Source organism: Polyangium spumosum (assembly GCF_009649845.1).
Classification (GTDB): Bacteria; Myxococcota_A; Polyangia; order Polyangiales; family Polyangiaceae; genus Polyangium; species Polyangium spumosum.
In genome coordinates this window covers 473,566-489,101 of the sequence record NZ_WJIE01000005.1, presented here as the reverse complement: position 1 = coordinate 489,101, position 15,536 = coordinate 473,566, and the positions used below count along the sequence as shown (strand labels likewise).

The following is a 15,536-nucleotide window of genomic DNA, read 5'->3' as shown; positions in this document are numbered from 1 at the left end:
GTCGCCGGGTAGGACGTGGATGTCACCCGGCCGTCGTCCCCGGGGCCCCCCGGCGCTCGGCCGGGACGAATCCCGCCTGGAGCTCGCGACCATAAGGTGTCGCGTTCAGGATCGCCCGCAGGCGCAGGCGCGCGCGGTGGAGGCGCGAGCGGACGGCGCTCTCGCTCACCATGAGCTTCTGCGCGATCTCCTGCAGGCCGAGGTCCTCGTGGTAATGCGCCATCACCACGTCCCGATAATCGTTTGGCAGCTCGCCCAATGCGAGCCGGACGAACCGCTCGCGCTCGGCCACGCTCGCGGCGTCGTCCTCGAGCGCGGGCGCGCGCATCGTGGGCAGAACGCTGAGGTCTTCGAGGTCGAGCCCGCCCACGAACCGCGCTCGCTGACGCCTCTGGGAGCGCATCAGCATCAGAGCTTCGTTCGCCGTGACCCGGAAGAGCCACGTCGTGAAGCTCGAATCGCCGCGGAAAGATCGGATTCGACGGATGACCTGGAGGAGCGTGGATTGAACCAGATCGAGCCTGTCTTCGTCCGAGACGGGATACCGAGCGAGCTGCCGCTCCACATGCGGCCGGATGGTACGCGTGAGCGCGTCGAGCGCCACGGTGTCTCCGTTCTTGACGCGCTCGATGAGCTCGCTGAGCCGGGCCTCTGCCCCGGCAGGCGCGGGCGGTGCCGCGGAGGTACGCGTCGTCGTGACGGCCTGGACGGCCATGAGAGCCTCCATCACCAGCGCTTTCCCGGCACTTCGTGGGCGCGCCTGGCAGGTGCTCGGCGTTAGCAAGTCATCTGCCAGGCATGGCAGGAGGGGATTCGCGCGAATGGCTGGCGCCGCTGGCACGTCGGGGCGTGATGGATGTGCCTCCGCGCCTCGTCGGGCGCGTAGGGAATCGCAGCGAGGGCACAAACGATGCGCACGGATTGCCCAGCCGCGGTATAAGCCCACGCGTGGACCGTGCTGTCGCTCCGCCCAAGGCGCTGTCGCATCCCCTCCCCGCCGGGATGCGTGATCTCTTACCGGAAGAGACGAGAAGAAGGCGCGCGCTCGCTCGGGGGATCCTCGACCATTTTGCTCTGCACGGCTACGACCTGGTGACGTCGCCGGCGTTCGAGCTGGCCGAGGTGCTCGAGAAGGGCCTCGGCGCGCTGGATCCAGGCGACGTGCTGCGCTTCGTGGAGCCGGAGAGCGGCGAGGTGTGCGCGCTCCGTCCGGACATGACCCCGCAGATCGCGCGGATGGTGGCCACGCGCCTCGCCGCCGAGCCTCGGCCGATCCGTCTGTGCTACGAAGGGACGATCGTCCGTCGCCGGCAAGGTCGGGCCAAAAAACACCGGCAGATCCCGCAGGCGGGCGTGGAGCTCTACGGCGCGCCGTCGCCCGAGGGGGACCTCGAGGCGCTGCGCCTGCTCGCGTCCGTGACGCGCGTGGTGGGCCTGGGGTCGTTCGTGATCGACCTCGGCCACGCGCTCATCGCGCGCGCCTTGATCGACGCGGTGCCGTCGCCGCTCGACGTGGAGGTGACGGACGCGCTCGCGCAGAAGGACGCCTCGCGGCTCGTCGTGTTGCTCTCGGGGCGGGAGGCGGCGGCGGTGCCGAGGCGCGTGGCGGAGGCGCTCGTGGCGCTGCCGGAGCTCGCGGGCGGGGCGGAGGACAGGCCGGGCGAGGAGATCCTCGCGCGCGCCGAAAAGCTCTTCGCGGGGACGGGGGCGGAGGGGCCTTTGCGGGAGCTCCGGGCGCTCTGGGAGACGGCGCGCCGGCCGAGGACGGCGCCCGCGGGCGCGCCTTCGGACGGCCTCGCGGACGTGTTGCGGCTCGATCTCGGCGAGGTGCGGGGTTTTGCGTATTATACCGGCCCCATTTTCCACGTGCTGGCGCCGGGGCCGGGCGAGCCGATCGGGGCGGGTGGTCGATACGACGATTTGCTCGGACGATTTGGTCTGCCCATGCAGGCCGTGGGGTTCGGGCTGCACCTCGACGCGATCGCGCGGGCGCGCGAGGCCTCGGGCGTGCGGGACGAAAGGCCGATCCGGGTGCTCGTGGCGGCGGATCCGCCGGGGGAGGCGCTCGTGCTGGCGCTGCGGGCGAGGGGAATCGCGGCGGCGCGCGGGCAGGGGCCGGACGTGTTGCGATATGCCCAGGCGCACCATTATTCGCATGTGGTGGTCGAGGGGAGCGAGGGTGCGGTGAGAATCGTGCCGACGGACGAGCCCGAGGCGGCGGTGGAGGTGGCGGCGGACACCGGCGCCGAGCGTATCGCCGAGACGGTCGGGTTCCCCGCGGCTGGCGCGAGGGCTCGAGGGGGTTGATCGACCGGGTCGAGGGGGTCGATCGAAGGTCTCGAGGGGGTCGATCGAAGGTCTCGAGGGGGTCGCAGACCGGGTGGAGACCTTCGAGCAAAGGTCTCGAGGGGGTCGCAGACCGGGTCGAGGGGGTCGCAGACCGGGTGGAGACCTTCGAGCAAAGGTCTCGAGGGGGTCGCAGACCGGGTCGAGGGGGTCGCAGACCGGGTGGAGACCTTCGAGCAAAGGTCTCGAGGGGGTCGCAGACCGGGTCGAGGGCGTCGCAGACCGGGTCGAGGGCGTCGCAGACCGGGTCGAGGGCGTCGATTACGCGAACAACCGCCACTCGTCTTCGAGCAACCCGAGCGCCTCGTCGAGGTTGCCTGCGAGCTCCGGCGCCAGCCATTCCGACGCCGTGCCCTCCTTCGCGACCGCCTCGAACGACGGCACCGGCACCTTCTCCGCCAGGGTCTCCAGCCGCTTCCCCGTCCGCGAGAGCCGCGACACCCAGTCCGTGCTGCGGTAGGCGTATTCGGCCTCGTGCAGGAGCGCGCTGCCCACCCGCGCCAGGCGCTCGCGCAGGACGACGGCCGGCTCCGCGCCCGAGCGGATCGCCTTGCGGCTCGCCTCGAGCTCGAGCAGCACCAGGCCCGCCGGCGAGCCGGGCGTGAACGAGGGGCTGATCGGCTGGAACGACAGGCCCGTGAGCCCGAGGAAGTACCACGAGTGCGGCGCGGCCACGCGGTAGACCCATTCGACGCCCGAGGCCTCGGCCGCCGCGATCGCCACGCGCCAGGCCCCTTCCTCGTCCAGGTCGTCCCGCTCCGTCGGCATCCGATCGATCGGGCGCACCGACGCCGCGCGCAGGAGCGGATCGGCCCAGGCCATCGTGAGCGACGACGTCGTGGGCGCGAAGCTACAGAGCGCCTTCGCGCGGGCCTCGGCCGAGACACGGCCGCGCGGGTCGAGCCACACGAAACGACCGTCCTTCAGGTCCACGCGATACTCGTGGTCCCCGGCGCCGTGCGCGGCGAGCTCACGCAGGAGCGCGGCGCCACGCGCGGCCCACTTCGTCACGAGCGGCTCGTCCGCCGCGGGCGGAGGTTCGGTCCGCGCGAGCCGGAACTCCGGCGCCTGCGGGGCGGTCGGCACGAGGGCGGCCTTCGTCGCGGCGGCCTTCGTGCGCTTTGCGGCGGCCTTTTTCGTGGGCTTCGGCTTCGATCCTGCGCGCGCCTTGTTCATCGTGCCTCGAAGGCAGCGCGGAGGTCTCCGCGCTCTGTCACCATTTGCAACGAATCCACTCGTTTGTCACGTTTTCGTTGGATCCGGGCCGAGGACCGTCCTGGCCGGGTGCGCCAGCCCGCATCTGCGGGCGACCGGGCCGCAGCCGCGGGGCGCGGGCCCCGGGGGTCGCGGTGCGGCCTGGAAATGAGGCGATCCGGGGGTCCGGGCGCGCGGGTTTTGTTTTAGAATCCTCGACCGATGGAGGATCGAAGGCCCGTGTCCGTCCGCCTCGCGACCTGGAACTGCTTCGGCGCGCCGCAGAGCCTCGAGGATTTCCTGGAAGGGCGGCCCTTCTGGCCCGAGCGGCTGCTCTCGCCGTCGGTGATCGAGGCGCTCTCGGGCTTCGACATCGTGTGCATCCAGGAGAACTTCGTGGGTGGTGTCCACGAGCGGCTCGAGGCGTTACGCGTGGCGGGAGGTTTCTCCGAGCTCTGGCACGATCCGCCGGGGCCCGACGGCGTCGACAAGACGCTCGTGGGCGCGGGGCTCGTGATCCTCTCGCGTTTCCCATTGAAGGCCCGCTTCTTGCGATTGCCTCGCGGCGTGGGTGCGGACGGGTTCGCGCGCAAGGGCGCCGCGCTCGCCGAGGTGCGTTTGCCCGGCGGGCGCGAGCTCTTCCTGGTGAACACGCATTTGCAGGCGGACGACGGGCGCGTCTCGCCGGAGGAATGCCAGGCGGTGCGGAAGGATCAGGTCGACGTGCTCGCGGACGCGCTCCGAGACGCGCTCGCGAGCGGCGCGCCGACGGTGCTCTGCGGGGACCTGAACGTGCCGTGTGGGACGAGCGAATACGAGCGATTGGCGCGGCGCCTCGGCGAGGGCCTCTCGGACCACACGGCGCGCGCGGGGCTCTTGACGTACGATACCGAGCAGAACGACGTGGCGCGGGCCTTTCACGAGGGCGGCCCGGAGCGGGCGCTGATCGATTACGTGTGGACCTCGCGGCGCGCGGCGCCGACGCGGATCGGCATGGAGCTCGTGGCGCCGCTCGGCGAGCTCTCGGGTTGCCCGGCGCGTTACGAGGGCCGGGCGTTCGCGTCGGACCATTTCGGGGTGGGGGTCGAGATTTTCATCGATTGATCCGGAGCCGCGCGATCGTCGCGCCCCATCCGCCCCGCGTGGCCGGCGCGTCCCGGAACGACTCCACGAGCGGGTGGCGGGCGAGGATCGATTGCACGACGCGGCGCTGCACGCCTTTGCCGCGGCCGTGGATGAGCCGGACCTCGGGGAAACCACGCGCGTGGGCCTCGTGGAGGTATTCCTCGACGACCGAGGGGATGTCGCGGGGCTGAAAGCCGTGCAGGTCGATGGCGTCCTCGATCGGCAGGACGGCGATCGCGTCGGGGTCGGGCGGCGGTTCGTCCTCGTCCTCCGCGGGCGGGGGCGGCTCCTCGGATTTTGACGGGGAAAAGAGGCGCGCGAGGAGGTCCTGGAGGGCGCGGAGCATGGCCGGGAGAGGATATCACGTGGGCCTGTCGTGGCCGCCTTCGGCCGTGTATCTTCCCGGGTCATGCCGGCGGCGGACGAGGGGGGAGGCGTGGAGATCGGGGAGATGTCGACCCTGCCGCTCGTCCTCTCGGGGCCGCCGAGCGAGCGGCGGAGGGTGCCGCCGTCGCTCGCGGAGCGCTACGAGGACATCCGTTTCCTCGGCGAAGGCGGGATGGGGACGGTCTACCGCGCGAGAGATCCGCGGCTCGGCCGGACGGTGGCGCTGAAGCTCTTGAAGGGCGACGATCCGGAGCTCTGGCGGCGGTTCCTGGGCGAGGCGCGGGCGCAGGCGCGTATCCAGCACGAGCACGTGTGCCGCGTGTACGAGGCCGGGCAGGCGGACGGCGAGCCGTACATCGCGATGCAATTCATCGACGGCGAGCCGCTGTCGAAGGTCGCGGCGAGATTGACGCTCGAGCAAAGCGTGAAGCTCATGCAGGAGGTGAGCGCGGCGGTGCACGAGGCGCACCGGCTCGGGCTGATCCACCGGGACATCAAGCCGGGGAACATCCTCGTCGAGGCGCGCGAGGACGGCGCGCTGAAGCCGTACGTGATGGATTTCGGCCTGGCGCGGGAGGTGTCCGACCGAGGACAAACCCAGACGGGCGCGGTGATCGGGACACCGGCGTACATGCCGCCCGAGCAGGCGAAGGGGGACGTGCGGGCGATGGATCGGCGCTCGGACGTGTATTCGCTGGGCGCGACGCTTTACGACGTGCTCGCGGGGCGGCCGCCGTTCGTCGCGGATCACGCGTGGAACCTGCTCATGGCGGTGGCGTACGAGGAGGCGCCCTTGCTCGGGGCGGTCAAGCGAGGGGTGCCGGCGGAGCTCGAGACGATCGTGATGAAATGCCTCGAGCGGGAGCCGTCGCGGAGGTACGACTCGGCGCGGGCGCTGGCGGAGGATCTGCAGCGTTTCCTCGACGGCGAGCCGATCCACGCGAGGCGGGCCTCGCTGGGCTACGTGCTCTGGAAGAAGGCGCGCAAGCACAAGCTCGCGACGGCGCTGCTCGCGCTCGTCGTGAGCTCGTCGCTGGTGCTCGTGGGCGTGTGGGTGCGGGCCGAGCGGCAGGCGGCGGAGCGGGCGCGGCTCGCGCGGGAGCTCGGCGAGGGCGTGAAGGAGATGGAGCTGTTCCTGCGCGCCGCCTACGAATTGCCGCTGCACGACGTGGAGCGGGAGCGGGACGTGGTGCGCGAGAGGCTCGGGGAGATCGAGCAGAGAATGGCGGCGGCCGGGCGGGCAGGGGAGGGGCCGGGGCATTACGCGATCGGGCGTGGTTACCTCGCGCTCGGGGACCCGGAGGGGGCGCGGGAGCACCTGGAGAAGGCGCTCGCGGCGGGGTATTCGTCGGCGGATCTGCAATATGCGCTCGGGCGGGCGATCGGCGAGATGTTCCGTCGGGCGCTCGCGGAGACGCGGCGGATCACGAACGAGGAGGAGCGGAAGAAGAAGGTCGAGGAGCTCGAGCGGGCGCTCCGGGACCCGGCGCGCGAGGCCCTGCGGGCGGCGCTCGCGGCGAAGATCGAGGTGCCGGCGTACGCGGAGGGGCTCATCGCGCTCTACGAGGGGAAAAACGAGGAGGCGATCGAGAAGGCGAAGGCGGCGTTCGAGAAGGCGCCGTGGATGTACGAGGCGAAGAAGCTCGAGGCGGACGCGCTTTATGCAATGGGGAGCAGGTACCGGCACGACGCGGCGTTCGATTACGAGAAGATGAAATCGTATTTCGAGCCGGCGGCGGAGGCCTACGCGATCGCGGCGGACATGGGGCGCAGCGATCCGGAGGTGCACCGGGCGGCGTGCGAGCTCTGGGAGAAGATGGGGCAGGCGGCCTTCATGAAGGGGATGTCGCCGGGGTCGGCGTTCGACGCGGCGGAGTCGGCTTGCGGGCGCGCGGTGCAGTCGAGCTCGAAGGACAGCGCGGCGCGCGTGCAGCGGGCGCTCGTGATGGCGTCGCGTGTGCATGTCCAGTTTCTCGGGGACGACATCTCGGAAGATACGATTTCTGCGATCGAGGACGCCGTCCGAGCGGCGGAGGAGGGCGTGCGCTCGAACCCGATGAGCGTCATGGCACATTATGCGGTGGCGCTGGCCTTCTGCACGCGAACGAAGGTCATGTACGCCCTGGGTCGAGAGGCCACCATGGAGCGGGCCATCGCTGCGTACGAGCGGGTCCTGGAGCTCGACCCGCGTTTCACCTGGGCGGTCAACGAGCTGGGGGGCGCATATTACGCAGAGGCCAGGAAAGAGAACATGCTGGGGCGAGACGGGTCGAAGTTGCTGCGCAACGCGATTCGCCATTACGAACAGGCCATCGATATCGATCCGAAGTTCATCCTGCCCGTGGGCGGGCGGCTGAATTCGCTGTCCGAGTTGTTCGGATTGCAAATCGAGCGTGGGCGAGACGGGAGCCACACGCTGCGCGCGCTCGCGGACGCCGTGGCCCTCCTCGAGAAGACGAGCTCCAGCCCGTGGCTCGTGGCGTACTGGAATGCGAGGGTGCACCGATTTCGTGCGGCGCACGAGGTCGCGTTCCGTCGAGATCCAGGTGGCCCGACCCGGGCAGCGCTCACGGCGATTCACGCATTTGCAGGGCAGGAGCCCAAGGATCACTGGTTCCTCGAAGAGGTCGCCGAGTGTCTCCTGCTCGAGGCCACGTATGCACTTCGCCAGGGGCACGATCCGTCGCACCTCCTCGCGAAGGCGCGGGATTCCGCGCAGAGGGCAGCCGAGGCCGGGGCGTCACCGCGGACGACGCTCCGTATCCTGTCCGCGCGTATCGAGATCCTTACGATACGCGCCGGGGAGGTGCGCAAGGACGTACGAGCGAGCTCCTTCGACGCGGCGCTCTCGCACGTCCAGCCGACGCTCGACAAGGCTGGGCTGGACCCCACGCCTTACCAGATCCACGCCGAAATTCATGCTTTGAGGGCGAGGTGGCTCTCCGAGCGCGGCGCCGCGTACGAGGAGGAGGTCGAGCGTGGACTCGCAATGGCACAGCGTGCCCTCGCCCAGAACCCCCGCCTGGCCAAGGCGCTCCTTGCGCGAGGACATCTCCACCTCGTGCGAGCCCACATGGCGCGTACGAGGGACGCGCGAAGCGACGCCGTGCGGCGCGCCAAGGAGGCATTCGAGTCGGCGTTCCGGGAGAACCCTTTGCTCGAACGCGAATATGCCGGCGACTTCAAGGAGGCAACGAGGCTCGCTTTGTAAAATGTATCGCTGAAGCGACGCGTGAACGCAGATTCATTCACGATGTCGACTTGAGAGGTGATGGGGCGCGCCTGCACCTGCTGCATGCTCCAGCCTGCAGGTTGGGAGGGCTCACCATCAGGGGTTCGTTTTCGGCCGAATTTTTCGCGGTCTGGGCGCTGGTACGAAAACTGCAACCTTTCGATGGCTCGCTTCGAGTTCAGGAGAATTCCATGACGTCTTCGCGTACCCTCCTCGTCCGATTGGCCTCCTCCGTGAGCCTGATCCTCGCCGGCTGCGTATCCTCACAGGAAAACATGCTCGGGGAGGACGTACGCTTCGAGGTACCGCTGGAGACCGCGGCTCTCGGTGGGGAGGTGCCGCCTTGCGGTACGAATGGCATCACCGCCCCGTGCCTTTGGGCCCATTCGACACAAGCCGAGCTGCGGGCGCTCGCGAACGTGAAGCTCGACGCCGGCGGCGGGCAGCTCCCCGCGATGCTGGGGATCTCGGGGGCCTGTCGGGAGGGGATCCTCGAGGCCATCGTGCAGTGCTCGCTCACGCCGGAGCTCTCGATCGAGGATCCGGTGACCGGTCAAGTGCATCAGGGCTGGTGGGGCCTCGCGCCGGGCTGGCTGAAGAACCCGCTCGACGCGCCGGGTCGAAGCTGGGTCACGGCCTGCGTGATCCAGAAGCTCAACCACCTCGGCCGCGAGGTGCCCATCCTGATGGAGGGCCCGCATCCGCGGATCGCCACGGATCCGGCCTTCGATCTGACCTATCCCTTCGACGAGTCGACCGCGTTCGGCGACATGTTTTCACCCACCCATCCCCTCAAGGACGGCGTCCCGGCCTTCGCCGTGTACGTCTGCACCGAGGACGACCTCGTGTCGTATTGCGGCGGCGCGGGCTACGGGGCCGACTGGCTGAACCTCCGGATCTGCGACGGCGTCGCCCCCGGCAACTGCGGGATGACGTTCCTCGGCAGATGCAGCGATCCCGATGTCGCGACGAACGCGGGCGGGTACTGGCAGTTCTCGGATGCGGACGGGAACGCCGTGACGGAGACGATCCGCGTGCGGCTCAAGGATACCTCGCACATCATGTGCCTCTGAGCCTGCGCGGCGTGCCGTCACGTCCGCAGGGTGATGGCGCGCGCCTGCACCTGCTGCATGTTCCCGCCTGCAGTCTCGCTCCGGCGCTCGCCGTGGGGGCCTGTTTTCCCTCGAATTTGCCCCCGGCGCGTGGTGGCATGGGTTCTGCTCAGCCCTCTCCCGAGCGGCTTCGACCCCAGGAGAACTTCATGAACCCTCTGCGCGCCTTTCTCGTTGTGCTGGCTTCCTCCACGGCCCTCCTGGCCGGATGCGTGCTCTCCGACGCTGAAAACCCCTTTGGCGAGGGGGACCTCGACGTGCCCCTCGAGACCGCGGGGATCGGCGGCGAGGTGCCCCCTTGCGGCACGAACGGCTTCAGCCCCCCCTGCTTCTGGGCTGCGGGCTCGCAGACGGGGCTGCGTGATCTCGCCAAGGCAAAGCTCGCGACCACGGCCACGGGCCTCCTGCCGCTCGCGCCCACGATCGCCGCGGGCTGTCGCGAGGTCATTCGCAACGCCGTCGAGTGCGCGCTCTCCCCGCGCCAATCCGTGCGGGATCCGGTGACGGGCGAGACGTATACGGGGCACTGGTCGCTCGCGACGGGCTGGTATTCGAATCCGCTCGACCTGAACGGACAGAAATGGGTGACGGCGTGTATGGTGCAGCGCCTCAACGTCCTCGGCGAGCACGTCGATGTCCTCCTCGAGGGGGCGCATTCGCGGATCACCGAGAACGCGACGTACGATCCGCTCTATCCGTTCGAGGAGTCGAGCGTGTTCGGCAACCTGTTCAACTCGACCATTCCGCCGACGGAGAGCATGCCGGCCTTCCATGCCTACATCTGCAGCGAGGACGACCTCAACGGGCAATGCCCGATCGGCCCCACGCCGTGGCTCGATCACCGGATCTGCGACGACGTGCCGAGCGCCTGCGGCCTCATCTACATCGGGTCGTGCTCCTCCACGTGTATCAAGAACGGCGCCTACTGGTCGTGCCCGGTCCCCGGCGGCTTCGTCTACAACCCCGAGACCGTCCGCGTGCAGCTCGAGGACCCCACGGCGTGTTATTGAGCTATCTCACCGATTGAGCAGGAAAATCACCGCCACGATCGAGAGGACCACGAGCACGATCGCGGCGGCGGCCATCCACCTCGCCCGCTCCGCGGCCCTCGCCCGCGCGGTCTTCACCGTCTCCGCGGACCGCTCCGCCCCCGCCTGCCCCGGCTCCGGCGCGTGCGTCGCGACAACCTTCCGCTCCTCATCGGTCACGCCGACGAGCGCCTCCTGCCGCAAGGAGACTCCCTCCGGCAGGAGCGGGCGCAGCGCCTCGCGCATCGCCTCGACGCTGGGAAAACGGTCCTCGCGGGCCTGCGCCATCGCCCTCTCCACGAAACGCACGACCTCGGCCCGCACCCAGGGCGCGACCTCAGCGAGCGGCGGCGGGGGCTGCGTCGTGATCGCATACAGGAGCTCCACCAGCGATTTCACGTGCGCGTGCGGCGGCGCTCCCGCCAGCATCGCGTAGAGCGTCACGCCCATCGAATACACGTCGCAGCGGGCGTCGACCTGCTTCGCATTCTCGATCTGCTCGGGCGCCATGTAGAGCGGCGTGCCGATGACCTGCCCGCTCTGCGTCATCGATACGGCCGGCGCCGTGAGCGCGCCGCCCTCGCCCGCGGCCTCGGGCGTGCGGCGAATCTTGGCGACCCCGAAATCGAGGAGCTTCACGGTGACCTCGCCGTCCCCGCCCCGCGCGAGGAAGAGGTTCTCTGGCTTGATGTCGCGGTGGATGACGCTCACGGCGTGCGCCGCCGCGAGCCCCTCGCAGGCCTGCCCGACGATTCGCAGCGCAATCTCGGGGCGGAGCGGGCCCGCGCGCGCGATCAGCGATCGAACGTCCTCGCCGTCGAGCAGCTCCATCACCTGGAAGGGCACGCCGGTCTCGGGATCCCGATCGACGGCGATGGCGCCGGCGACGTGTGGCGAGTCGAGCGAGCCGGCGATCCGCGCCTCCTGCTCGAAGCGCAGCAGATCCGGGTCGTCGGAGGCGAACGGGCGCACGTGCAGCCACTTGATCGCCACGGGCCGGCCCGTCTTCGTGCTCCTCGCCTCGTAGACCGTCCCCATGCCGCCTTGACCCAGCACGCGGACGATCTCGTAGTCGGTGAGGATCTGCCGACCCATCATCCGGTCGCATGGTACGCCCCGCCAGGGGAAGAGCAAGCTTCGGCGCGCCCGTCGTCCTCGGGGTCGTCGCTCCGTGATACCGTGCTGCACCATGAGCAAGGATCCGCACGCGAAGGACACGGTGGCCCTCGTCGCTCGTCCACGCGAGTGCGCCATCGGTCGTTTTCGCCTCCAGGTCACGGCGGGGCCCGATCAAGGCGCGATGCGCGTCTCCGACGGCGCCGAGCTCTCCGTGGGCACGGCGGCCGGCAATCACCTCGTCCTGACCGACCGCGCGGTATCACGTCACCATTGCGTGATCACCGTGACGGACCGCGGTTTTCTCGTGCGCGACCTCGGCAGCCGCAACGGCACGCGGCTCGCCGGCTTCCGCGTGGAAGGGGCCTACCTCGGACCGGGCGCGGCGCTCGGCGTCGGCGAATCCACGCTGCGCTTCGATCTCTTGCCGGACGAGATCGTCGAGCCGCTCGCCGACGAGGAGCGTTATGGTCGGATCCTCGGCCAGAGCCTCTCGATGCGCCGGCTCTTCGCGGCGCTGCCGCGGATCGCCGCCTCGGAATCGACGGTGCTCCTCGAGGGAGAGACGGGCACGGGCAAGGGGCTCCTCGCCGAGGTGATCCACCAGAAGAGCCCGCGCGCCGAGGGGCCGTTCGTGGTGATCGATTGCAGCGCGATCCCGCCGACGCTCATCGAGGCGGAGCTCTTCGGGTACATGCGCGGCGCGTTCACCTCGGCCCTGCAATCACGCGCCGGCGCCTTCGAGTCGGCCGCGGGCGGGACGGTTTTCCTGGACGAGCTCGGCGAGCTGCCGATCGACATGCAGCCGAAATTGCTCCGGGCGCTGGAGGAGCGGATCGTCCGGAGGATCGGGAGCCTCGACCCGGTCAAGCTCGACGTGCGGGTGATCGCCGCGACGAACCGGGACCTCCGGCAGGAGGTGAACCGCGGGACGTTCCGCTCGGACCTCTACTATCGGCTGAACATCGTGCGCATTCGATTGCCGCCGCTGCGCGAGCGGCGCGAGGACATCCCGCCGCTCGTCGCGCATTTTTACGAGCAATTCGCGCGGGGCGCGGAGTCGCTGCCGCCGGCGGAGCTCGTGGCGGCGTTCACGAAGCAGGACTGGCCGGGGAACGTGCGGGAGCTACGCGCGGCGGTGGAGCGGGCGATCCTGATGGAGGACGAGGCGCTCTGGTTCGAGGCGACGCTCGGCGCGCCGCCGGGATCGCCGGCGCCGCCGGCCGGGCTCGATTACGAGGACGACCTCGCCCTCGGCTCGTTCCGGGCGGCGAAGGAGCGGGCCGTGGCGCGGTGGGAGCGCGGGTACATCGAGGCCCTGGTGCGTCAGAGCGGGGGGAATCTGTCCCGCGCGGCGCGATCGGCGCACATGGATCGAAATCACCTGCGCGAGCTCTTGCGGAGGCACGGGATATCGGCCGCGGAGGAGTGAGGCCGCGCCGTCATCGTTCCAGAAAGAAAAACCTCCCGTCGCTCGGGCAAGGCGAGCGGGGGAGGTCCTGGCCGAGGAGCGCCTCTCGCGTGGCGACGACGCCCGAGAGCGGGCCCGGCGACCACGCGGCGACGTCGAGCAGGCCGCCGGGGAGGATCGTGCCGGCCTCGCTCGCGTGGAGCGCGCCGACGTGCAGGGCGATGCCGAGCGCGGCAGGTTGTCCGGACAAGGGTCCGGCGAGGACACGACGATAGGCCCGGACACACGCTTCGAGCACGCGCCGGGCGAAGGGCGGGTCGGGCGGCGTGGGCGAGACGGCGAGCAGGTTCGTCGTGGTCTCCTCGACGAGCACGAGGCCCGCGGCGGCGAGCTCGGCGGAGACGAGGGGCAAGCTCATTTCGAGGGCCGAGAGCAGCGCCTCGTCCCCGTCCGCGAGCGCGGTGGCTTCGGCGCGGAGCAGGGCGGAGACGGCCATGGAGGGGCGGGCGGAGGAGGCCGCGGGGCCCGGAGTTCGAGGTCGTTTCGTGGTTTCACCCGCGGCGCGGAGTGCTCGGACGAGCTCCGGCGCGGAGGCCTGCCTGCCCGCGGGATCGCGGCAGAGGGCGCGGAGCAGGGGCTCGTCGAGCGCGGGATCGAGGGGCGCGCGTTCGCTCGGCCGGGGCGGCCGCGCGTGGAGGTGAATCTGGCGGACGACGGCGGTGGCCTGGGCGCCGAAGGGCGGTTTTCCCGTGAGCATGGCGAATGCGAGCGCGCCGAGGGCATAGACGTCCGCCCGGATGTCGAGGGGTTTTCCGAGGACCTGCTCCGGCGCCATGAACGGGAGCGTGCCGAGCGTCGCGCGGGAAGCGGTGAGCGAGGGGCCGGCGCTGTCGAGGAGCTTGGCGACGCCGAAATCGAGCAAGACGACCCGGCCCTCGGCGCGGTTCTTGGCGAGGAAGACGTTCGAGGGTTTGATGTCGCGGTGGACGATGCCGCGCGCGTGCGCGGCGGCGAGGGCGTCCGCGAGGGGCTCGAGGATGTCGAGGGTCTCCGGGAGCGGGAGCCGGCCGGCGGCGGCGAGGCGCGCGTCGAGGCTCTCGCCGTCGAGCAGCTCCATGGCGAAATAAGGGCGCCCGTCGGAGAGGTGGCCGATCTCGTGCACGCGGACGACATTCGGGTGGGGGAGGTCGCAGACGATGGCCGCTTCGCGTTCGAATCGCGGGATCGCCGTGGGATCGGCGAAGAGCTCGGCGTGCATGACCTTCACCGCGGCGGCGCGGCCGGTGGGCGCGTGCGTGGCGCGGGCGACGACCCCGAATCCGCCGCGGGCGATCACCGATTCGAGCCGATAAGGACCCGCCCAGCGCTCGTCCATCCTAGATCCCGTTCGCGCCGTCCTCGGGCACGGCGGCGTCGACGCGCTCCATCGATACGCCGAGCGACTCGGCCTTCTTCGCCTCGCTCTTTCGTTTCGCCTCGAAGAGCCGGAGGCCTTTTTCGGTCACCATGCCGACGGGCGGCGCGTCGGGCGGGCGCATTTCCTCGGCGGACGCGTGGGGTTTTTCGAAGGAATGGTCGCGGGCCTCGGCGAGCCTCCTGTCAAAATCCTTTTTCCACGCGGGCAGCGTGCGCAGCGGATAACTCGGGTCGCTCGGGTCGGTGATGATGGTCTCGACGACGGCGTCCATGGAGACGAACACGGGAGAGAGCTCCTCCGGGTCGTAGGCGGCGCCGCGGTCGAAGAGGCCGCCGCAGATCGGGCGGAGCGTGCAATGGGCGCAGGCGGGGGCGTAGATGTGCTCCCAGTCGGTCTGGCGAACGGTCTGCTTGTTGTCGAGGAAATGCACGATGCGCTCCTCGCCCTTCACGATCTTGCGGGTCTCGGTGCTCGCCCAGGCGAACTCGGTCATGTAGCAGAGCGGGACCTTCTCCACGCGGAACGTGCGTCCGGACGCGTGGAGCTTGCGCAACGCGCGCTGGAGCGAGACCTCGAATTCGGCGAGCCGCGGGGTGAACTGCGCCTGGTTCACCTCGGCCCGGCCCATCGAGGGGTCGAGGTTGTTCCACACGAAATGGCGCACGTAGGGGTGACGCTCGATCCAGTGGTCGATGTTCTCGTCGAGGTGATCGGCGTTCAGCTTGTTGATCACGCAGTTGATGTTCACCTCGATGCCATGGTCGTGCGCATTCTTCACGGCGGCGAACGCCTTCTCCAGCGTGCCCTCCGCGCCGCGCAAAATGGCCTCCACCTCGGGCCGCACCGAATACACCGACACGTGCACGAGCCGGACGCCCGCCTCCGCCACCTCCCGCGCGAAGGCGGGATCCGAGAGCCGCGAGCCGTTCGTGATCATTCGCACGTGGAGGCCCTGCGACGAGGCATACGCCGCGATCTTCGGCAGCTCCGGGTGCAGCGTGGGCTCACCCCCCGTGAGGATGACCCCGAAATACCCGCGTTTTACCAGGTCGTCGACGAGCACCTTCATCGTGTCGAAGGTGTGCACGTAGGGCGTCGTCGGGTTCGAGCAGAACCCACAAAAATGGTTGCAATGCCGGACGACCTGGATGTAGCCGATGTTTGCCAA

The 15,536-nt window shown here is 69.9% G+C and carries 12 protein-coding genes; 6 read left to right on the top strand and 6 right to left on the bottom strand.

Going from position 1 to position 15,536, the window contains the following annotated elements; all coding sequences use genetic code 11:
* Positions 1-22 precede the first annotated feature (22 nt).
* Positions 23-715 carry an RNA polymerase sigma factor gene (locus tag GF068_RS19380; protein ID WP_153820892.1) on the bottom strand — a complete coding sequence of 231 codons (693 nt, stop codon included), beginning with the start codon at positions 713-715 and terminating at the stop codon, positions 23-25.
* Between the two features lie 287 nt (positions 716-1,002).
* On the opposite strand from GF068_RS19380, the gene GF068_RS19375 reads away from it, so the two are divergent.
* On the top strand, positions 1,003-2,307 hold the full coding sequence (locus GF068_RS19375; RefSeq protein WP_153820891.1) for an ATP phosphoribosyltransferase regulatory subunit: 1,305 nt from the start codon (positions 1,003-1,005) through the stop codon (positions 2,305-2,307).
* 300 nt (positions 2,308-2,607) lie between these two features.
* Here the strand turns inward: GF068_RS19375 and GF068_RS19370 are convergent, their stop codons facing one another.
* Positions 2,608-3,522 (bottom strand): DUF6882 domain-containing protein, encoded by a 915-nt coding sequence (locus GF068_RS19370; RefSeq protein WP_153820890.1) that lies wholly within the window; start codon positions 3,520-3,522, stop codon positions 2,608-2,610.
* Between the two features lie 258 nt (positions 3,523-3,780).
* Between GF068_RS19370 and GF068_RS19365 the strand changes: the two genes are divergently transcribed.
* The gene (locus tag GF068_RS19365; protein ID WP_170319572.1) at positions 3,781-4,644 is read left to right on the top strand and encodes an endonuclease/exonuclease/phosphatase family protein; all 864 of its coding nucleotides are present in this window, start codon (positions 3,781-3,783) and stop codon (positions 4,642-4,644) included.
* Here GF068_RS19365 and GF068_RS19360 read toward each other — a convergent pair.
* Positions 4,634-5,011 (bottom strand): Smr/MutS family protein, encoded by a 378-nt coding sequence (locus GF068_RS19360; protein WP_153820888.1) that lies wholly within the window; start codon positions 5,009-5,011, stop codon positions 4,634-4,636. The two genes, GF068_RS19365 and GF068_RS19360, sit on opposite strands and share 11 nt — an antisense overlap.
* A 63-nt stretch (positions 5,012-5,074) precedes the next feature.
* On the opposite strand from GF068_RS19360, the gene GF068_RS19355 reads away from it, so the two are divergent.
* The 3 genes from GF068_RS19355 to GF068_RS19345 all read left to right on the top strand — a co-directional run bounded on the left by GF068_RS19355 (position 5,075) and on the right by GF068_RS19345 (position 10,406).
* Positions 5,075-8,263: a serine/threonine-protein kinase gene (locus GF068_RS19355; protein ID WP_153820887.1), complete on the top strand. Its 3,189-nt coding sequence runs from the start codon at positions 5,075-5,077 to the stop codon at positions 8,261-8,263.
* Between the two features lie 440 nt (positions 8,264-8,703).
* Positions 8,704-9,357, top strand: coding sequence for a hypothetical protein (locus tag GF068_RS19350; RefSeq protein WP_153820886.1), 654 nt, complete (start codon positions 8,704-8,706; stop codon positions 9,355-9,357).
* Positions 9,358-9,545: 188 nt separating this feature from the next.
* Positions 9,546-10,406, top strand: coding sequence for a hypothetical protein (locus tag GF068_RS19345; protein ID WP_153820885.1), 861 nt, complete (start codon positions 9,546-9,548; stop codon positions 10,404-10,406).
* Between the two features lie 6 nt (positions 10,407-10,412).
* On the opposite strand, the gene GF068_RS19340 is transcribed toward GF068_RS19345, so the two are convergent.
* The gene (locus tag GF068_RS19340) at positions 10,413-11,522 is read right to left on the bottom strand and encodes a serine/threonine-protein kinase (protein ID WP_170319571.1); all 1,110 of its coding nucleotides are present in this window, start codon (positions 11,520-11,522) and stop codon (positions 10,413-10,415) included.
* 91 nt (positions 11,523-11,613) lie between these two features.
* On the opposite strand from GF068_RS19340, the gene GF068_RS19335 reads away from it, so the two are divergent.
* Positions 11,614-12,972, top strand: a complete 1,359-nt coding sequence (locus tag GF068_RS19335; RefSeq protein WP_153820883.1) for a sigma 54-interacting transcriptional regulator — start codon at positions 11,614-11,616, stop codon at positions 12,970-12,972.
* A 10-nt stretch (positions 12,973-12,982) separates the two neighbouring features.
* Here GF068_RS19335 and GF068_RS19330 read toward each other — a convergent pair whose 3' ends face one another.
* Together GF068_RS19330 and GF068_RS19325 are read right to left on the bottom strand one after the other, a co-directional pair.
* The gene (locus GF068_RS19330; protein WP_153820882.1) at positions 12,983-14,326 is read right to left on the bottom strand and encodes a serine/threonine-protein kinase; all 1,344 of its coding nucleotides are present in this window, start codon (positions 14,324-14,326) and stop codon (positions 12,983-12,985) included.
* Between the two features lies 1 nt (position 14,327).
* Complete coding sequence (locus GF068_RS19325) at positions 14,328-15,536, bottom strand: radical SAM protein (protein WP_170319570.1); 1,209 nt, start codon at positions 15,534-15,536, stop codon at positions 14,328-14,330.

Excerpts from the sequence above, each read along its gene's own strand:
- GF068_RS19360 (WP_153820888.1), bottom strand. The coding sequence starts at position 5,011 with ATGCTCCGCGCCCTCCAGGACCTCCTCGCGCGCCTCTTTTCCCCGTCA.
- GF068_RS19370 (WP_153820890.1), bottom strand. The coding sequence starts at position 3,522 with ATGAACAAGGCGCGCGCAGGATCGAAGCCGAAGCCCACGAAAAAGGCC.
- GF068_RS19375 (WP_153820891.1), top strand. The coding sequence starts at position 1,003 with ATGCGTGATCTCTTACCGGAAGAGACGAGAAGAAGGCGCGCGCTCGCT.
- GF068_RS19340 (WP_170319571.1), bottom strand. The coding sequence starts at position 11,522 with ATGATGGGTCGGCAGATCCTCACCGACTACGAGATCGTCCGCGTGCTG.
- GF068_RS19335 (WP_153820883.1), top strand. The coding sequence starts at position 11,614 with ATGAGCAAGGATCCGCACGCGAAGGACACGGTGGCCCTCGTCGCTCGT.
- GF068_RS19380 (WP_153820892.1), bottom strand. The coding sequence starts at position 715 with ATGGCCGTCCAGGCCGTCACGACGACGCGTACCTCCGCGGCACCGCCC.
- GF068_RS19345 (WP_153820885.1), top strand. The coding sequence starts at position 9,546 with ATGAACCCTCTGCGCGCCTTTCTCGTTGTGCTGGCTTCCTCCACGGCC.
- GF068_RS19330 (WP_153820882.1), bottom strand. The coding sequence starts at position 14,326 with ATGGACGAGCGCTGGGCGGGTCCTTATCGGCTCGAATCGGTGATCGCC.
- GF068_RS19355 (WP_153820887.1), top strand. The coding sequence starts at position 5,075 with ATGCCGGCGGCGGACGAGGGGGGAGGCGTGGAGATCGGGGAGATGTCG.